The 17706-nt window shown below is 52.7% G+C and carries 17 protein-coding genes and 1 riboswitch; of the genes, 11 read left to right on the top strand and 6 right to left on the bottom strand.

The window, feature by feature from the left end; translation table 11 throughout:
* Positions 1 to 133 precede the first annotated feature (133 nt).
* From ACFFSY_RS32920 to rluF, 3 genes are read left to right on the top strand one after another with little or no spacing between them, the layout of a single operon-like run.
* Positions 134 to 2392 (top strand): ATP-binding protein, encoded by a 2259-nt coding sequence (locus ACFFSY_RS32920; protein ID WP_377502495.1) that lies wholly within the window; start codon positions 134 to 136, stop codon positions 2390 to 2392.
* 21 nt (positions 2393 to 2413) lie between these two features.
* Positions 2414 to 3166: an NAD(P)H-binding protein gene (locus ACFFSY_RS32915; protein WP_377502522.1), complete on the top strand. Its 753-nt coding sequence runs from the start codon at positions 2414 to 2416 to the stop codon at positions 3164 to 3166.
* Positions 3167 to 3183: 17 nt separating this feature from the next.
* Positions 3184 to 3873, top strand: a complete 690-nt coding sequence (gene rluF, locus ACFFSY_RS32910; protein ID WP_377502493.1) for a 23S rRNA pseudouridine(2604) synthase RluF — start codon at positions 3184 to 3186, stop codon at positions 3871 to 3873.
* Positions 3874 to 4010: 137 nt separating this feature from the next.
* Here the strand turns inward: rluF and motB are convergent, their stop codons facing one another.
* Both motB and motA read right to left on the bottom strand, forming a co-directional pair.
* Positions 4011 to 4844, bottom strand: coding sequence for a flagellar motor protein MotB (gene motB / locus ACFFSY_RS32905; RefSeq protein WP_377502491.1), 834 nt, complete (start codon positions 4842 to 4844; stop codon positions 4011 to 4013).
* The gene (gene motA / locus ACFFSY_RS32900; protein ID WP_377502489.1) at positions 4837 to 5628 is read right to left on the bottom strand and encodes a flagellar motor stator protein MotA; all 792 of its coding nucleotides are present in this window, start codon (positions 5626 to 5628) and stop codon (positions 4837 to 4839) included. The genes motB and motA overlap by 8 nt, the downstream gene beginning before the upstream one ends.
* A 274-nt stretch (positions 5629 to 5902) precedes the next feature.
* Between motA and ACFFSY_RS32895 the strand changes: the two genes are divergently transcribed.
* Entirely contained in the window at positions 5903 to 6196 is a 294-nt protein-coding gene (locus tag ACFFSY_RS32895; RefSeq protein ID WP_377502487.1) for a hypothetical protein, read from the top strand.
* Positions 6197 to 6396: 200 nt separating this feature from the next.
* Positions 6397 to 6490: riboswitch (cyclic di-GMP riboswitch) on the top strand.
* A 31-nt stretch (positions 6491 to 6521) separates the two neighbouring features.
* The gene (locus ACFFSY_RS32890; RefSeq protein WP_377502485.1) at positions 6522 to 6644 is read left to right on the top strand and encodes a hypothetical protein; all 123 of its coding nucleotides are present in this window, start codon (positions 6522 to 6524) and stop codon (positions 6642 to 6644) included.
* Between the two features lie 221 nt (positions 6645 to 6865).
* On the opposite strand, the gene ACFFSY_RS32885 is transcribed toward ACFFSY_RS32890, so the two are convergent.
* Entirely contained in the window at positions 6866 to 7165 is a 300-nt protein-coding gene (locus ACFFSY_RS32885; RefSeq protein ID WP_377502483.1) for a DUF378 domain-containing protein, read from the bottom strand.
* Between the two features lie 142 nt (positions 7166 to 7307).
* On the bottom strand, positions 7308 to 7817 hold the full coding sequence (locus tag ACFFSY_RS32880) for a GNAT family N-acetyltransferase (protein WP_377502481.1): 510 nt from the start codon (positions 7815 to 7817) through the stop codon (positions 7308 to 7310).
* A gap of 213 nt (positions 7818 to 8030) precedes the next feature.
* Between ACFFSY_RS32880 and ACFFSY_RS32875 the strand changes: the two genes are divergently transcribed.
* Both ACFFSY_RS32875 and ACFFSY_RS32870 read left to right on the top strand, forming a co-directional pair.
* A complete protein-coding gene (locus ACFFSY_RS32875; protein ID WP_377502479.1) occupies positions 8031 to 8882 on the top strand; it encodes a sulfurtransferase in 852 nt (283 codons plus the stop codon).
* Positions 8883 to 9359: 477 nt separating this feature from the next.
* A complete protein-coding gene (locus ACFFSY_RS32870; RefSeq protein WP_377502477.1) occupies positions 9360 to 11105 on the top strand; it encodes an RCC1 domain-containing protein in 1746 nt (581 codons plus the stop codon).
* A 155-nt stretch (positions 11106 to 11260) separates the two neighbouring features.
* On the opposite strand, the gene ACFFSY_RS32865 is transcribed toward ACFFSY_RS32870, so the two are convergent.
* Together ACFFSY_RS32865 and ACFFSY_RS32860 are read right to left on the bottom strand one after the other, a co-directional pair.
* On the bottom strand, positions 11261 to 12073 hold the full coding sequence (locus ACFFSY_RS32865; RefSeq protein WP_377502475.1) for an alpha/beta fold hydrolase: 813 nt from the start codon (positions 12071 to 12073) through the stop codon (positions 11261 to 11263).
* Between the two features lie 102 nt (positions 12074 to 12175).
* Positions 12176 to 12475 (bottom strand): hypothetical protein, encoded by a 300-nt coding sequence (locus ACFFSY_RS32860; RefSeq protein ID WP_377502473.1) that lies wholly within the window; start codon positions 12473 to 12475, stop codon positions 12176 to 12178.
* 225 nt (positions 12476 to 12700) lie between these two features.
* Here ACFFSY_RS32860 and ACFFSY_RS32855 point away from each other — a divergent pair, with 225 nt between their 5' ends.
* The 4 genes from ACFFSY_RS32855 to ACFFSY_RS32840 all read left to right on the top strand — a co-directional run bounded on the left by ACFFSY_RS32855 (position 12701) and on the right by ACFFSY_RS32840 (position 17460).
* Positions 12701 to 13282, top strand: a complete 582-nt coding sequence (locus ACFFSY_RS32855; RefSeq protein ID WP_377502471.1) for a TetR/AcrR family transcriptional regulator — start codon at positions 12701 to 12703, stop codon at positions 13280 to 13282.
* Between the two features lie 11 nt (positions 13283 to 13293).
* Positions 13294 to 15150: an ATP-binding protein gene (locus ACFFSY_RS32850; RefSeq protein WP_377502469.1), complete on the top strand. Its 1857-nt coding sequence runs from the start codon at positions 13294 to 13296 to the stop codon at positions 15148 to 15150.
* Complete coding sequence (locus ACFFSY_RS32845) at positions 15147 to 15536, top strand: response regulator (protein ID WP_377502466.1); 390 nt, start codon at positions 15147 to 15149, stop codon at positions 15534 to 15536. The genes ACFFSY_RS32850 and ACFFSY_RS32845 overlap by 4 nt, the downstream gene beginning before the upstream one ends.
* A 241-nt stretch (positions 15537 to 15777) precedes the next feature.
* Positions 15778 to 17460 (top strand): methyl-accepting chemotaxis protein, encoded by a 1683-nt coding sequence (locus ACFFSY_RS32840; RefSeq protein ID WP_377502463.1) that lies wholly within the window; start codon positions 15778 to 15780, stop codon positions 17458 to 17460.
* The last annotated feature ends 246 nt before the right edge of the window (positions 17461 to 17706 follow it).

Genomic DNA, 17706 nt, shown 5'->3' with positions numbered 1-17706 from the left:
GATAAGGACATTTGGAATGCGGATAAACCCGCAAACTTATGAAAGTTATACCCGGCTCATCCGGGTACCTTGGGGATGGATTATCCAATCGCTCATCCACACATGGTTTCATTCGAAAAGGGGTTGTCGCACATTGTCAGTCAAGACAAAGCTCACCTGCATCATCTCGTTCATCGTGTTCGTATTGCTTATCCTCAATGTGATTTTGAATGAATATTCGACACGGGTCAACCTTCGATCCGAAACGGAGAAGGAACTCGCGCAAAGCGCCGAGCAGATGTCCTCTTCGATCGACCGTTATAACAATGGCGTGCGGCTAATCGACTTTACGCTGCAGGACAAATTGAAGGCCGCTTCGGGCGCCGTATCCGTAACGTTAGCTCAATCGGCGAATCGGCTTAACCAGCAGGAGCTTCAGGCGCTTGCGAAACAGCTGGGCCTTGCCGAGATTACGATTCTGCTGCCGGACGGACATGGGCAATACGCAATCGGGCCGTCTTCTGTCGAGCACTCCAGCGCGATTGCCAACTCGGTATGGACGGCGGATCCTTCGAGGATTCAGGCGCTGGCGGAGGAAGGGGCCGAGCCGGTGATCGGTTCCACTGTGCAGCATGGGGAGGCAGACGCACAATCAGGAGAGAGATGGAGTTACGTCTACAATGCTGCACATCATGTTATCATCAGCTGCAGGGCCATCGATAATCTGAGCAGTCGCTTCGCAGGCGCGATGGGGCCGGATTCGGCCATCTCGGTTATGATAGCGGATAATCCGGCGATACTGGAGATAACGGTTTTCGAGGCGAGATCGGCTTCCCCGGCGAACGAACGCGACGGAACGGGCGCAAATCGGTTATTCGGCGGGTCACTGTATGCGGACGCGCAAGATACGGCCTATGTGACGGAAGCCGCGGAAGGAACGCCGATCTATCGGGATGCCGAGCTGCAAGGGCGCCAAGTTATCAAGGGGTATTTCAGACCGAATGCCGAAGACGGTTACGTGCTCGAAATCGTCATGGATAAGGGTCCGATGATGCAGCAGGTATGGGAGCAGCGCAAGACGCAAATTTGGATTGCCGCTTGTCTGCTGCTTATTCTGGTCATCGGCAGCTATTGGATCGCGGGCATGCTGATGCAGCCGATCAACGATGTGCTGTGGAAAATTAACGAGGTGTCGTTCGGCCGATTTGACGATGCGATCCAGGTCAAGCGCAAGGACGAGTTCGGGCAGCTTGCGAATCGCGTTAACGCCATGAGCAAAAATTTAAGCATCTATATGGCCAAGCTAAAGGTATCGTTCGAAGAGAATCGCGCGATGAAAGAATATTTGGAGTCGTTCATTAACCATACGACCGATGCGATCCATGTGGTGGATTTGGAAGGTCGTATTCTGCAGGTGAATCGCGCGTTCGAGCGCATGTTCGGCTATGCGGCCGACGAGGCGGTCGGACGGATGCTGCCGCTCGTGCCGGAGCAGCTGCTCGGCGAAGAGCAGGAAGCGCTGAACTGGCTGAAATCCGGCCGTCTGCTGAATACGCGGGAGACGGTAAGGGTGACGAAAGGCGGCGAGTGGATCGATGTAAGCATCACGACATCGCCAATTCGCGATCAACATGGCGACTTGAACGCGCTGGCGAGCATCACGCGGGATGTCACCAGCCGCAACAAGATGGAGGAGCTGCTGCGCCGATCGGAGAAGCTGACGACGGTGGGGCAATTGGCGGCGGGCGTCGCGCACGAAATCCGCAATCCGCTCACCACGCTGCGCGGATTCCTCCAGCTCCAGCAGGAGACCGGCAAGCTGAACACCCGGCATATCGATATTATGTTGTCCGAGTTGGACCGAATTAACCTGATCGTGGGCGAGTTTCTCATCTTGGCCAAGCCGCAGGCGACCCGATTCGAGACGAAGGACGTGCGGTACGTGTTCGGAGACGTCATTTCGCTGCTCGACAGCCAAGCCCATCTGTGCGACATTATGTTTAAGATCGATTTTACGACGGACACGTGCATCATCTCCTGCGAAGAAAATCAGCTAAAGCAGGTGTTCATCAACGTGCTGAAGAATGCGATCGAAGCGATGCCCGAAGGCGGGGAGATCACGATTCGCATCGCCCGCTTGAACGCCCGGAACGTCTCCTTGACGATCATGGACCAAGGCATTGGCATCCCGGAGGAAATGATTCCGAAGCTGGGCGATCCGTTCTTCACCGGCAAAGAGACCGGAACGGGACTGGGGCTCATGGTGAGCCAGCGCATTATTCAGAGTCATCAAGGGACGCTCGAGATCGCGAGCGAGGTCGGTGTCGGCACCACGGTGACGATTACGCTGCCGCTCGGCGAACAGCCGAACGTCTCCGGCGAGGGCGAGGGTTCGCAGAATCGTGTACAATAGAAGAAAGGTGCGTTGCGCGTGATGAAGGACGATACGAGGCAGACGGACAGCGGCGCGAAGGTTGCCCCCTATAACGCGCTGGTCGTAGGCGCGACCGGTCTTGTGGGCAGCGAGTTGGTGCGGCAGCTGTCACGCGATGCAAGCTGCGCAGGCGTCACCGTGCTGGTTAGAAGACCGCTGATCGACCCCTCGCTGCAGCAGGCTGCGGCAAGCGGCAAGCTGCGTGTCATCGTGGCCGACCTGGAACGGCTTGAGGAAGCGCTCGCGGGCGTAGAGGCGGATGTTGTCTACTGTGCGCTCGGGACGACAATCAGGACGGCAGGCTCGCAAGAGGCATTCCGGAAGGTGGACTACGAATACCCCGTCCGGCTTGGCGCATGGGCTGCGCGGCACGAGGCACGAATGGTCGTCGTATCAGCCATGGGCGCAAGCGTCGCCTCCCGGATCTTCTACAGCCGGGTGAAAGGCGAGATGGAGCAAGCGCTGACCGCCGAAGGCCTGCCAGAGCTGCATGTGCTGCGGCCGTCGCTGCTGATGGGCAAGCGAGACGAGTTTCGGCTCGTTGAGCGGGTCGCGGTGCTGCTAACGCCTATTGTCCGTTGGGCGCTTGTCGGACCATTGCGCAAATACCAACCGATTACGGATCGGGAAGTCGCGCGTGCCATGCGTGCGGTAGCGTCCGGCGCTGGGAAGACCGCGGCCGCCGCTTCGGGCGACGGCACATGGATCTATGAGAATGACGGGATTGCCGAAGCCGCATCCCGGATCGGATAAGCCAGGAGGACATCAGGGTGAGGATCAACAAATTTATTAGCGAAACAGGCGTCTGCTCGAGACGGGAAGCGGACAAGCTGGTCGAGTCCGGTCGCGTCACCATTAACGGCGTCGTCGCGGAGCTGGGCAGCCAGGCCGAGCTTGGCGATGATGTACGCATCGACGGCAAGGCGATCGGCGAGCAGAAGAGCCATGTGTATATCGCGCTGAACAAGCCTGTCGGGATCACGAGCACGACGGAAGGACACGTAGAAGGTAACATCGTCGACTTCGTCGGCCATCGTGAGCGGATATTCCCGATCGGCCGATTGGACAAGGACTCCGAAGGCTTGATTCTGATGACGAACGACGGAGATATCGTCAACCGCATCCTGCGGGCCGAAGGTAAGCACGACAAAGAATACGTCGTCACCGTCGATCGGCCGATTACGCCGAAATTCGTGCAGGCCATGAGCGAAGGCGTACACATTCTCGGCAGTATGACGCTCCCTTGCACAGTAACCAAAGAGAGCGACCGCGTGTTCCGGATTATCCTCAACGAGGGCCGCAACCGCCAGATCCGGCGGATGTGCGCGGCGTTCGGCTATCAGGTGCGCAAGCTTCGCCGCGTGCGGATCATGAATATTAAGCTTGGCGCGCTGCAGACCGGCAAGTGGCGCGATTTGACGAGCGAGGAGCTAGCTGAATTATTCGCGCAGCTGGATTAGGCGGAGGCGAGGCTGGCCGGACCGGCCAGCTAAGGCGCGGATGACCAGAAGATGCGCCATCATGAAGAAGAGCCCGATTTACCTGCGCCATCGGCGAGTAAATCGGGCTCTTCGTTGTTCATACTAGAAACAATCAATTAAGGCGTTACCGGGATGTCGCTTGCGTTCGAGGCGTCGATATACTTGCGAATGATCGATACCTCGACGCGGCGGTTCTTCGCACGGTTGGCCGCAGTATCGTTCTCCTCGAGCGGGCGGTATTCTCCGTAGCCGATCGCGCTGAAGTGGCGCGGATCCAGGCTTTTGTTGCTGAGCAGAATATCCATGAACCGGATTGCCCGGGTGGAGCTCAAATCCCAGTTCGACTTGAATTCCGATGTCGAGATCGGCTGATTGTCCGTATGGCCGGAGACGACGATATCGTAATCATTGTAGGCCACGAGCATGTTGCCGATCGCGTAAGCGAGCTTGCGTGAATCCGTTTTGACGACCGCGCTGCCCGAAGCGAATAGGGCGTTGTCGCTAATCGTAATCATCAGCTGCGATTGGTTAAGCTTCGTGTTGAGCTGGGACGACAAGCCGTTCGCCTTGATATAATTGTCGACCTTCTTCTTCAGATTCTCCAGCTCTTGCTGTTCCTTCTGCTTCTGCGCTTCGCGCTCCTTCGACGACTTGGATGGGGATTGCGTCTGCGTCGCGGCAGACGTGGAGTTGTCCTCGTCCTTGTTCTGCTTCTTGCCATCTACGGGACCAGTCTCCATGACTGAGGTGTTATCCAATATGCCGCTGCCGCCGTTAAGCGCGCTGTTGAAGGCTTGCGCCATCTCTTCGAATTTCTTGGCATCGACCGAGCTCATCGCGAATAATACGATAAAAAGCGCGAGCAGCAGCGTCAACAGGTCCGCATAGGGAATAAGCCAGGATTCGTCGACGTGTTCCTCGTGGTGAGCATGCTTATGCTTTTTACTCACCGGCTACCGCTCCCTTCTGCTCCATCTTCGCGCGCTCCGTTGGCGTCAGGTAGACGGACAGCTTCTGGTTGATGGCCGTCGTGGATACGCCGGATTGAATGGACAGCAGCCCCTCGACCATCATCGTTTTGATTTCCATCTCGCGTTTCGACAGACGCTTCAGCTTGTTGGAAATCGGGTGACAGACGACATAACCGACGAAGATACCGAGCAGCGTCGCGATAAAGGCGCCGGCGATCGCATGGGCGAGCTTCTCCATGTCAGCCATGTCCTGCAGGGCCGCGATAAGACCGACCACGGCGCCAAGTACGCCGAGTGTCGGCGCGTACGTACCGCCTTGGGTGAAAATTTGGGCGCCGACGCGGTGGCGTTCTTCGGTGGCGGCGATATCCTCCATTAACACGTCATGCACGAGATCCTGGTCATTGCCGTCGATGATCATCCGCATGCCGTTACGCAAGAAACCGTCTTGAATTTCCTCGACTTTCGACTCCAGCGCGAGCAGACCTTCGCGGCGCGTAACGGACGCCCAATCCACAAACATCGTAATGAGCTCTTGGCGTTGGATCAGCTTTTGCTCTTTGAAGATCAGTTTGAGCAGCGTCGGCAGTTTCATGACCTCAGCCATTGGGAACCCGATGAACAGCGTCGAAGCCGTGCCCCCGATAATGATCAGGTAAGCGGCGGGAACCATGAGGGCTCCAAGCGGCGCACCTTTCAGCACCATGCCGACGAAGATCGAGATAAGCGCGAGCACTACACCGATTAACGTTGATTTTTCCAATTCCTACACCCCATCTAATATAGTATTTAATAAGTCGAGCCATACGCTGCATGCCGCGCATAGCCGTACCGCTTCGCTTATGGGCGAACGCTGGCGAAATGCTGACAAATTAAACGGCTTTTCGACATCATGTACTCTATTAATAGTTATCGTCAAAATCGCAACGGAAATTAGAGCATTTGCCCCGAAAAACGGGTATAACGTTAATTTTCCATGGAAATCGTGTAGAATGAACGAAGGATTGCGGATTTTGAGGCAAAGGCGGCGATAGAAGATGGGCGTCAAACATGCGCGGGAGTATAAGGAGATTTTGCAGGAGCTGACCGAGGCAATCGGTTCGATCGGAGACGGGTATCTCTTCTTTGAAATGGAGGAGGAAGAGTGGACTCAAATGGAGGCCGGGGAGCGGCATGACGTGCTGGAGGCATTGGCGGACGATGTGTTCTATGGCCTTGGCGAAGATCCGGTCATTAAGGTGGGCGGCGGTCTGGTCGCGTACCGGGCGAAGCATCACTGTATCGAGGTATCCATTGACGGGAAGGAAAGCCGGATTATTAGGCTGGTTTAGTACGCAGCGACGGATCTATCCCATGAAAACCACTGTAATCAAGAGCGGCAGACCGTAAACTATCGGTCCTGCCGTTCTTTTAATTAAGTGAGAATTAAGACCTAATTTTAAACACGGTGTTGAGCATATATTACCAGTGGACAAGTTGTCGGCTAGTTCATAGAATAGACACATAAGCAACACAGAAATCGCAAAAAAGCACTGCTTTAGGGCAAACCTGACGAAAGTCAGCGGCGCAAAACCACAGGGTCTAAAGTCCTACATAAACAGGGACCACGATAGCCGGTTGCGATTCACCCAACAACAGGAGTAGAGGAGAATTATTATGGTGAATGTTATGGCAGTTTTCAAAGGTATCGGCTATGGTGTAGTTGCAATCGGTCTGGTCCCATTCATGTTCGTGAAAGCCTTGCAGGACTACGCGGATAGCATCACACCTATGCTGTAGGAGCCAGCATCGCTCCGGCCGTCATCCGTATCCCTCTCTCGCTGCAGACCCGCGCGAAAGATGGATAGGGGTGACGGCTTTTTTCATATTTCCCCGGAACGAAACACGCGTCGCCAAGCAAGATTGCGTCATCCGCAGCACTTGGCTTGGCGCGCAAAAGAGCCTCGTGCGATAGGGCACGAGGCTAGCGAAGGATCGAACGGTTCGGACGTCGCCCGGGTTCACTCTTCCGAGACTTTGGTGAAGAACGAGAGCCCATATAGCGCCGATAAGCCGACAATGACATAAATAATCCGGGTAACGACCTCATCAGTTCCGCCGAACAGCTCTTCCACGAGGTTCCACTCGAACAAGCCGACAAGCAACCAGTTTAAGCCTCCGAGAATGAGAACAGCCAGACTGACGATGTTCCAAACTTTCATCGGATCGCCTCCCGCGAACGTCTTGGCGAGCGAAGAGGCGGCGGCCCGGCCGGAAGACGGCAACGGCATCGCTTGATGCGTCGCGCCGTCTTGATTCATACCGCCCTTTTCCTCGCTCCTCATCAAAATATGCGGAGAGCGCGGCGGATAGAACGCAGTGTTGAAAGCGCTTCAAAAAGGGCGGTGTACCCCCGTCTATCGTTGAGCGCATCCTGCATAGGGAGAAGAATAGCCGAGATGATTACTCGGAAGGCGCATAAACCATGCAGAGGACGGTCTGGGGACTCCCGGCGAGGGTCAGCTCGTATCTGTCGCTGATGACGAATCCAGCCCGCTCATAGATGGTGATGGCACGCATGTTCCAATCGTGCACCTCGAGGTCGATCTCGTCGCCGGGGGCACGGCGCATCGCCTCCCGCACGATCGTCTGCACGAAGGCTAGTCCAGCCCCGCGGCCGCACAGATCCGGCCGCATGCCGAGTCCAAGACGGGTCACCCCGGTCAGGGGGAAGAATTGCGCGAAGCCGATGAACGTCCCGTCCGCGTCGAGGACAGCGGCGTACTGCTCACGGCGAATCGCCGGGTCGCCGAACTCGCGTTCCTGCGCCTGCATATCAGCCCAACTGAGCCAATGATAGAAGGTATATGGCGGTTCATAACGCCACTCGGACAGTGCGGCGGCTTGCGCCTCCGTCAGCGGCGTCACCCGATAAGGCAGCCGCAGCGGAAGCGCGTAGGATGGGGATGGCATGTGACGGACACTCCTTTTGCCAATAGTATAGCAAACTTAAGGAGCCGCTTCCCCGTTCGATCCACGACCTCGTGCAATCCCCCACTGGACATGGGCGGCGAGCCTACGATACTGTAAGTAGGGAGAACTCGCGCAGGTGAGCACATAAAGGATCAATGGTGTACCGGACGGCGAAGATGCCGGACTGGTCACGAACATAGAGGAGAGATGAGAATGAACGCAATCGTTTCGGCGAAATGGGTATTGGCGCGCATGTACGAGCCGGACGTCGTCATCGTGGACTGCCGGTTCGCGCTGGGCAAGCCGGAATCGGGCCGCGCGGCGTACGAGGAATCGCATCTGCCGGGCGCGGTATATTTGGATCTGGAGCAAGACTTGTCCGCGCCGATCCAAGCCGATGGCAGCGGCGGACGGCACCCCCTGCCGGACCCGGCTGCGCTGGCGGCGCGATTCGGGAAAACCGGCATTAGCAACGAGTCGCGCGTCGTCGCCTACGACGATCAGGGCGGCGCGATGGCTTCCCGTCTGTGGTGGCTGCTGAAGTACCTCGGCCACGAGAACGTGTTCGTCATGGACGGCGGGTTCAAAGGCTGGCAGGAAGCGGGCTTCCCGGTGACGAGCGAGCAGAAGATTACAATCCCGGCGCAATTCCTCGCGACCGTGCAGCACAATCTGCTGGCAGAGGTATATGATGTGCAGGACGTCATCGCCGGCGCGAAGCGCGCGACGCTGATCGATTCTCGTGAGCCTGCGCGCTATCGCGGTGAAGTCGAACCAATCGACCCTGTGGCCGGTCACATCCCGGGCGCTAAGAACGTATTGTGGGCGGAAGGCCGCGACGCGGACGGCTTGTGGAAGAGCGCGGAGGAGCAAGCGGCGCGATTCGAAGGGCTGAACCTTGCGAAGGACGACGAGATCATCGTCTACTGCGGCTCGGGCGTCACCGCGACGCCGAACGTGATGGCGCTGCTCGAAGCGGGCTACTCGAACGTGAAGCTGTACGCGGGGAGCTGGAGTGATTGGATTAGTTATGAGGGGAATGTGGTGGCAAAAGGCGAGGAATAAGGACGGAAATGTGCATATATAGTATGTGAAGTTCAATACAGAGCACGGCGAGAGGGATGCCGATGCTCTGGTATTTTTTATAGGCTTAAGTCCACACGAAGTTAACAATTGATCGAAGCAGATGCTTACGTCGAACTCCCATAGAGAAGATGTACACACTTCTAGAAGGTGCACAACAATTGGTTCTCGAACATTTATGCTATTGAGTCAACAGATTGAAGATTGATTGGGGCAAGTCAACGAAGAGTCAACAATGTGGGGTTCAAGAACACAAGTAAACGAGTTAATCAACATAAAATCAACATAAAATCAACACAAAAAGGTGACCACAACGGGTTTGCCGATAAAATGGAGGACAGAATAATTAATATACCAATTGTAAAATCATGTATATAGTAAACCTAGAAAAATGAACCTGTACTACTATTTCAAATAGACGGTTCAGCTCGTTCCCAACCGGAGAAAGGGGATTTTCTTATGGGTTCTAAATTCGGAAGCATTCATATTCGTACTGAAGAAGTTATAGATGAAACATCAATATTGACGGCTTCGCTTATGAATCCTCAAATAAGCAACTTTTCTTCCGGATGGACTAGCCTCTTTAGTGAGTCGCTGCAATGGGGTTCAACGATAGCGGAGGCCAAGAGACTTTCAAGGAAAATCAACTTTCCTATTTTGAGCGTTGAGTACTTCGATGACGATGTTATGGAGATTCATTTGATGCAAGTTGGTAAAAAAGTCGCTTCTTGCATTCAAGGCACCGCGTTAGAGGGCTATGGCTTAAAGCGCAAACAGTTTAATACAGATAAGATATATGAAGTATTAGGTATCGAATTAAATGCCAAGGAATTGGAATGGATCAGTAAAGAGCTCGATCTATGGGATCTTTGCGATTATCTGCAGGTTCATTTCAATCTGCCATTCCGACCGGAGACGCAGGTAGATCTTTTGCCAGCTCCCCAGACTCCTTGGAACACGAATATTTCCCCGCAGCCAAAAGGTAAAACCAAAGAAAAGAAATACGAAGCTGCAATACTACGCCCTGGCTCCTTAACAATGGCGATGGTTACAAAAGAAGGGGAACTTTATACTTGGGGAAACAAAAGTTATGGTGTCCTGGGGGATGCCTCCATTCAAAATCGGAAAAAGCCAGTGAAGATCTTGGAACGAATCGTTGAAGTATCCATGGGAAGCTACTCAGCCTATGCAATTAACGACTCGGGAGAGTTAATAGGTTGGGGCGAGCACTCCCCGCATGGAACTTCAATCCCCCAAAGGTTGCCCTTGAACGACGTAAAGGATGTTGGAATAAGAGCTCGGGATGCTTACTTCCTGCTGAGTTCAGGGAAGCTATACAGCTACGGCTTGACATGGAATAGCGATGATTTTATCTGTCTTCGCAAAGATGTTCAAAGGATTCATGTAACGGAATATGATGCGTTTGCAATTACGCAAACGGGAGAGTTGTATGGTTTTGGCCAAAATGCATATGGTCAGCTTGGAGATCTGACGGATGGAAAAAGCAATTGTATCCTGAAGAATGTGAAGACAATCGATAGCGATGGGTATGCTGTCCATGCCATTATGGAAAATGGCGATTTATATCTGTGGAGGGGCGCGCCTAGAGGAGGCATCTTGGATCAGCAACCCGTGAAAGAATTCACGCATGTCGTACAGGCGGTGCAGGCTTATAATTTCGTATACGCGATTACGGAGAACCGGGACTTGTATGCTTGGGGGACCTCAGACGCTTACGTTGGTGGCAGTGACAGATATTTCAAGGAGAAGTATGAACCTACGAAAATTCTGGAGAAGGTTAAAAAAGTTGTCCGAACAACATATAGAATTTTTGTGTTGTTTCAAACGGGAGAGGTGTGCAGCTTTTTTGTAAACCATGACCAACCGGGGGAAGACGGATATTACACTTCTAAACATGCCTCGCCGCTCTATCGACTTGGGACTGAAAACAGAACCTTTTCAGGTGATAAGAAGTCGATTGAAGGGCTGCAAAAAACCAGGCTTCACATGCCAAAAACAGAAATGGATTTCGTCCCCGAAATCCATTTGAATGACGTTCGAGCAGAGGATATTGTCGCTACGCAATCCGAATGCTATGCAATTGATTCCACCGGACATGTGTGGGTGCTAGCGGAATCTTTTAGCGCAAATGGCTTTATGAAGATAAAGAAACCTGTGCGCTTGAAAATTCAAGTAGCGGAGTAATTGCAAACGATAGCTGGAGCGATTGGATATCGAGAGCTGGTAACCCAATCGCCACTGGTAAAGAGTGAGGACCGCGGGAGACGAATATCCGTATTAACCAAAATACAGAGCACGGTGAACCCAAAACCGTCGCTCTGTATTTTTTATGCTCGAAGTCAACATGGAGTCAACTTCAAATAACGCTGAATCCACTGAACGGTCTCTTCCGGATGACTGATGTGGGGACAGTGGCCGGTAGCCATCATAAATTCGAGTTGGCTATGCGGCATGTGGCGATGCATATACAGTCCCACATCCATAGGCGCTATTCGATCCTGATCACATTGGAGGATGAGGGACGGCACCTGGGCTTTAGCCAGATCTTCCCGATGGTCGGATAAAAACGTCGCTCTTGCGAACTGATTCGCAATCCTCGGTTGGACGGCGCAGAAGCTTTGTTCTAGCTCCTGTGCCAAATAAGGCCGGGATGGGTTTTGCATGATTAACGAAGACAACGTGCCAGCCCAGCTTATATAATTCGACTCCATTAATTCAAATAAACGTTCGATATCGTTGCGTTCAAAACCCCCGAAGTAGTCCGGCGGGTCGTTCAAATAGCGGGGGGAGGGGGCAATCATCACTAGACGGTTAAAAAGTGCGGGCTCCTGAATCGAGGCCAGCAGACCGATGATGCTCCCAACGGAATGCCCGACCAGGATCGCATTGGTGACATCAAGCGCGGTACAGACGTCCACCACATCTTGAGCGTAACCGGCTAGCGTACCATACCGGGCAGGATCGTAGGCCGACTGGTCGGACGCACCGGAACCGACGTAATCGAATAAGATCACGCGGTAATCTTCTTCGAATGCAGGGGCTACGTACCGCCACATCTTTTGGGAGCATCCGAACCCGGAGGCGAAAATGATGGGTTGAGAACCTTTGCCGACGACATGAACATTGTTGCGCTGTATGATTTGCTGATCCATTGGATAGTCCTCTCTAGGTGTGAATCATGAAGGGATGTACTCATTATCATACGTAGCGCAATAACGTTCAAGGAAGTGTTTGTGGAAGATCGGCGGAAAAGGTTACGCTGCCTTTAACGAAGTAATAATCGCTGGAAGGAGACGACAAAACTGGCTATCCGTGTTCAGGTTATGAAGGGCATGCCGTATCACCTCGTCGAGAGGCTCACTGTTCATTTCGATCGCCAAGTCATAGCTATACCCCTCTTGAAGATCAAAACCAATTCTCGAAATCGGCAAAAACTCGGGGCTGTGCGTGTTCTTCCGGATTAAATCGATGCTATCCAGCAGCGAATAGCCAGATTCGGTGAGGAGATAAATCTTACTCAAAAACGCACCAAGTTGAATTTGATTGAGTTTCATTCCAATCCCATCCTTTACCTTTTTGTTAGTTATCACTCGCTAACCTATTTATCAAAGTGTAATCTCTTCTTCGAGAAAAGTAAAACGTTTTTTTGGAAATCCTGATCTGAGGAGGAGTGAGTGGGAGTTTTTATTTACAAAACGGATAAAACAACATAGAATACATAAAATGAGTAGTTAGTAGACACTAACTATTAGATTGGCCCGAAGGGTGGACAGTTCAAGATGAGCAAATCGTACGTGAACAGAAGAGACAGTATCGTCCTTACTGCTATAGAAATTATTCATGAGCTGGGTGTCCAGGGGCTTTCAACAAGGGAAATCGCCAAACGTCAAGGCGTGTCGGAGCCTGCCTTATACCGTCAATTTGACAGCAAGTCGGATATTCTTCTGGCGGTGCTGGACCATTATACGCATTACGATCATCTGGTTTTTGAGACGATTAAAAATCAGCAGCAGACCTCCAAGCAAGGGGTCCTTTTCTATATTCAGAAGTTTACGGAGTATTTCGAGAATTATCCGGCAATAACCGCCGTTACGATGTCTTTCGATTTCCTGACCTACGAGCCGGCGACGGTAGACCGGGTGAAGGAGATTCATCAGGCACACTATGACTTCATCTACGCTCTGGTGGAGGCTGGAAAGAAAGCCGGGGAAATTAAGGAGGCGATCGGCAGCGAGGATGCTGCGGACACGGTGTACGGATTGCTCCAACTGATAACCCTGCGTTGGCGGTTAAGCAACTTTTCGTTTTCCCTGAAAGAGCGGGCGGTTTCAGCGGTCAGCAGCTATCTGAACATGTGCTAGGAGGGGGCGGCATGATATTTACGCTGGCCAGCATTGCCGAAGGCGTTATCACGACGGACTTGAATCAGAACATCAAATTCATGAATGAAGCCGCGGCCAAATTGACCGGCTGGTCCTCGCAAGAGGCGATCGGACGGCCACTGACGTCCATATTTCGACTGGTGGACGCATCGGGCGCCCCTTTGGAGTTGCCGCTTATTGCGGGGGCGAGGGTTTCTTCTAGCGGCCTGAAGCGGAACTCGACACTTGTTGATAAAACGGGGAGTCAAAAATACATTTCCGCCAGCGTGTCGGAAATTAGAAATAACGAAGATATCCGCACGGGAATCGTTGTTGTGTTCCGGGATATCACAAGGTTAAGGAAAGCGGAAGAGGACTTAGTAACCGAACGGAATAATTTCAAAATGTTTTTCGACTATGCCCCGTTAGGGATGGTCATCGTAGATCGCGGGTTCAACATTTTGCAATCCAACGAGCTTATCAACCATATGTCCCAGATGCCTGACAACCCCATTCACCTCAATGACTTATTCTTATGCCTCTGTGACGACGAGGGATCCGTGAAGGCCGACTCATGCAGCACTTGCAGGTTACGGGGCATGATCACGCGCTGGTTCGACTCCGTACCGCAGAGAAACGTACAGATGCAACTGCCCCTCATCCAAAAAGACGAACATGAAAATCGATGGTTCCGCCTCGGTGCCGTTCCGCTTACCGTACAGCAAGAACGGGTGATGATGTTGACGCTCGACGATATAACGGAAAGTAAAAGGGCGGAGGAGGAGCTGATCCGTGCGAGGGAGATTGCGGAAGCAGCCAATCAGGCGAAAGGCCGATTTGTCGCCAATATGAGTCACGAGATCCGAACGCCGCTCAACGGAATGCTCGGCATGATCGACCTCACCTTAAAGAAAGAGTTGTCTAGCGAACAGAGGGAGAATTTGATCATTGCCAAGCACAGTGCGGATACGCTCCTTAAAGTGATCAACGACATCTTGGATTTCTCGAAGTTCGAGGCGGGAAAGTTAATGATTGAGCAGGTAGAGTTCGATTTGCACCGTGTAATGGAAAAAATCTTGAAATCCCACAAGAGACTCGCCATGGAAAAGGGCGTGGAGCTGCGTTCAACGATTGCGGCGAATGTGCCGCTTCGCCTGTTCGGTGACCCCTTGAGGATTCAGCAGGTCATCAACAATTTGATTGACAACGCCATCAAGTTTACGGAAGAGGGAACGATCACGATTACGGTTTCCCGATATTCAGCCGCGGAAGATAAAGCAGCATTGCTGTTCACAGTAACCGACACCGGGATTGGACTCGATGAGGATGAAAAGCGCCTTTTGTTTCAACCCTTCAGCCAAATCGACGGCTCATTTACCCGGCGTTTCGGAGGAACAGGCTTAGGGCTCGCCATCTGTAAGCAGCTCGTGGAAATGATGGACGGCCGCATTTGGGCGGAAGGGGAGAAGGGGAAGGGTGCTTCTTTTTCTTTTACCGTACGGCTTGGCGTAATCGGTACCCTGCCGGTGGAGGGTGACGAAGGAGTGCCTCCGCGCGTTCCTCCGATTGCGGAACGGGAACAGGCGGAGAAGCATGCACGGGAATTCGACGCATCGTCGGTCAAAGCGGAACTAGGCAGTTACGTCGAAGAGCTGATGTCCCTGGCGGAATATGGGGATTTTTCATTGATTGAGGGTAAAGCCCATAAGATCAAGGAATTGTCCCTGCTTGTCGATGCGGGAACACTCAAGAACGGCGCATTTAAGATCGAGCTATCGGCACGGAAGGAGAGCCGCGAAGAAGTGGTCGAGCGGGTGAAGGCACTTCATCGACAGTTACAGGGAATGATTCAAGGAGGAGTGTTATGAGAATATTAGTGGCCGAGGACGATCTGGCAAGCCGGCGCTTTCTGTCTCAGCTAATGAGCAGCTACGGCGATTGCGACCAAACCGTAGATGGGATGGAGGCGTTGGATGCCATTCAGCTTGCCATCGAGGAGGGTCAACCGTACGGGTTGATTTGCTTGGACGTTATGATGCCTAAGTTGGATGGCGTTAAAGTGCTGAAAGCCGTTCGACAGATGGAGAAACAGCACGGCATTAAGGGGAGCAGCCGCTCGAAGGTGATCTTGACGACGGCATTAAATCCCGAATTTATTACACATCCGCTGGACCCCGATGTGGAGATGTATGCCCCTAAACCGCTGGATGCTGGTAAGCTCGATGAAATGCTGAGAAAGATGGGGCTCCTGTAGACATTCCTTAAAGGTTTTCCCGTAAGGTGCAATGGAAAGAAGAGAAAGTCTTCATCAGCGAAGGCTTTCTTTTTTTTTTTATTTTTTTTGGTCCAATTGACCTAAAACCTATTTACTTTGTCGGACAAAAGGACTAAACTACAAAAGCAATATGATTAGTAATCACTAACTAACCTATGCTGAGTATAGGTTCTGCATTTCACTACATCATGGTATATCGAGCTAAAGGAGTTGGGTCATCGTGAAGTCAATTGGTCAAAAATTGTTGTCGGGTTTCTTAAGCATTGGATTGCTTCTTATCATTGTTAGCGGATTTAGCTTATATGAAATCGAAAAGGTAAATAATTCCTACTCCGATTTGGTAGACAGGCGGATGGTTATTCTAAGCAACACCAAAGACATTCAGTTTAACGCGGCGCGCCAGGTCGCCGGACTTCGGGGTATTCTCATTGGGGAACAGGGAGCGGCGGATACGTTACAAGACGCGATCGACGCTATTCAAACCAAGGTAGAGGAGACTAGCCCGCTCATTCGAAGAGCTGAAATCAAGAAGATGGCAACCCAAATTTCTGAGATAAACAAAGAATATGAAAAGGTCTCGGAGCAGGTTGTCGCGGCGGCGGCTGCAAATCCGACGGAAGCGAAACGGATTGCAAGCGATACGTTAGTGCCCATGTCCCGCGAAATTAGTACGCTTGCGGACAAGCTTACGCAGGAGCAGGCAAAGGTTATGCAGGAAGGAAGCGCCCAGAATAAAGCGCTTGTAAAACGGGTGATTTTAACGGTTATACTCGTAAGCGCAGCAAGCGTAGTTTTGGCGGCGATCATCGGCCTCTGGATTTCCCGGAATATCAGTAAGCCGGTACTGGCTCTCGTTGCGGCTGCAAGAAGGATTGCGCAAGGCGATCTTACCGGCGAGAGGGTCAACGTGAAGAATAAAGATGAGTTAGGAGAGCTAACTGAATCCTTCGAAGTCATGAAGAAGAATATAAGAGACCTTGTGCATGTAGTACAGGGCAATACCCGACGTGTTGCTTCCACATCCTCCGATTTGTCGGCAAGTTCGGAACAGACGGGAAAGGCATCGGAACAGATTGCTACCTCTATGCAGGAGGTTGCTATTGGAACGGAAAGGCAGGTAGCCGATACCGCGAAGGCCATGCAGGAATCCATAAATATGGTGGGTCGGATGGATGAGGCCGCGGAAGCTGTCGCAAAGGTGGCCGATTTGACGGAGGAGGCGAACCATACAACAGCGGAGGGCAGACGGGTTGTTACCAACGCGATCGAGCATATGGACAAGGTCCGGTCCGCGTCGGCGCAGATCGCCGGCAGCGTCGTATCGCTGGAACAAAAAGCGACCGAGATTGGCGGGATTATCGACATCATTAAGGAGATTGCGAGTCAAACCAATCTTCTTGCGTTGAATGCGTCAATTGAAGCGGCAAGAGCGGGAGAGCAGGGACGCGGTTTTGCGGTAGTAGCGGGGGAAATCCGGAAGCTTGCCGAACAATCCAATGCTGCTGCCGGACAAATCCGGAGCCGGATCGAAGAGGTTCAACATGTTACCAAGGAAACAACGGAAGCCATACATGAAAGTGGATCCATTATCAGTGGGGGAATTTCCCTCTTTGAGGAAGCAGGGCAGTCGTTTGCGCTGATTTCAACCGCGGTAGCCACTATCGCATCCGAGGCGGAGGGGGTCTCGTTGGTAACGGACCAGGCCCGGGTCAGCGCGAAGTCTATGGCCGGGACATTGGAGGGAATCGCTCTAATTGCCGAACAGGCGGCGGCTAACACGCAAAATGTCGCCGCAGCGGCAGAGGAGCAAACCGCCTCGATGCAGGAGGTTACCGCCTCGGCCGAAACCTTGAGCACCATGGCCGAAGAACTGGAAGAGGTCATTCAGACCTTCAAAGTGTAGTGTGGGACCGATTGGCTGAACCTGTAGAAGCGTTAGGGCCGAGAATCTGCGTCAGGCGCGGGCTCGGGGGCTGCGACAGATTGCGAGCAAGCAGTCTGTTGCAGCCCTCTTTTGGCTTTTCTGTTCACCTAAGGGCCAGGCAAGCTTCTCATGTTGAGCATGATCTCTGAAACTTAAATGACACGAAGTCAATAACTTCACAAATTAGACCCATAGGCGTATAATAGAGTTCGGGCGCCCAACTCT

It is taken from the genome of Paenibacillus aurantiacus, from assembly GCF_042431225.1.
GTDB lineage: Bacteria > Bacillota > Bacilli > Paenibacillales > Paenibacillaceae > Paenibacillus_Z > Paenibacillus_Z aurantiacus.
The sequence above is the reverse complement of the archived record's forward strand: the minus strand, read 5'-3'. Positions and strand labels throughout refer to the sequence as shown.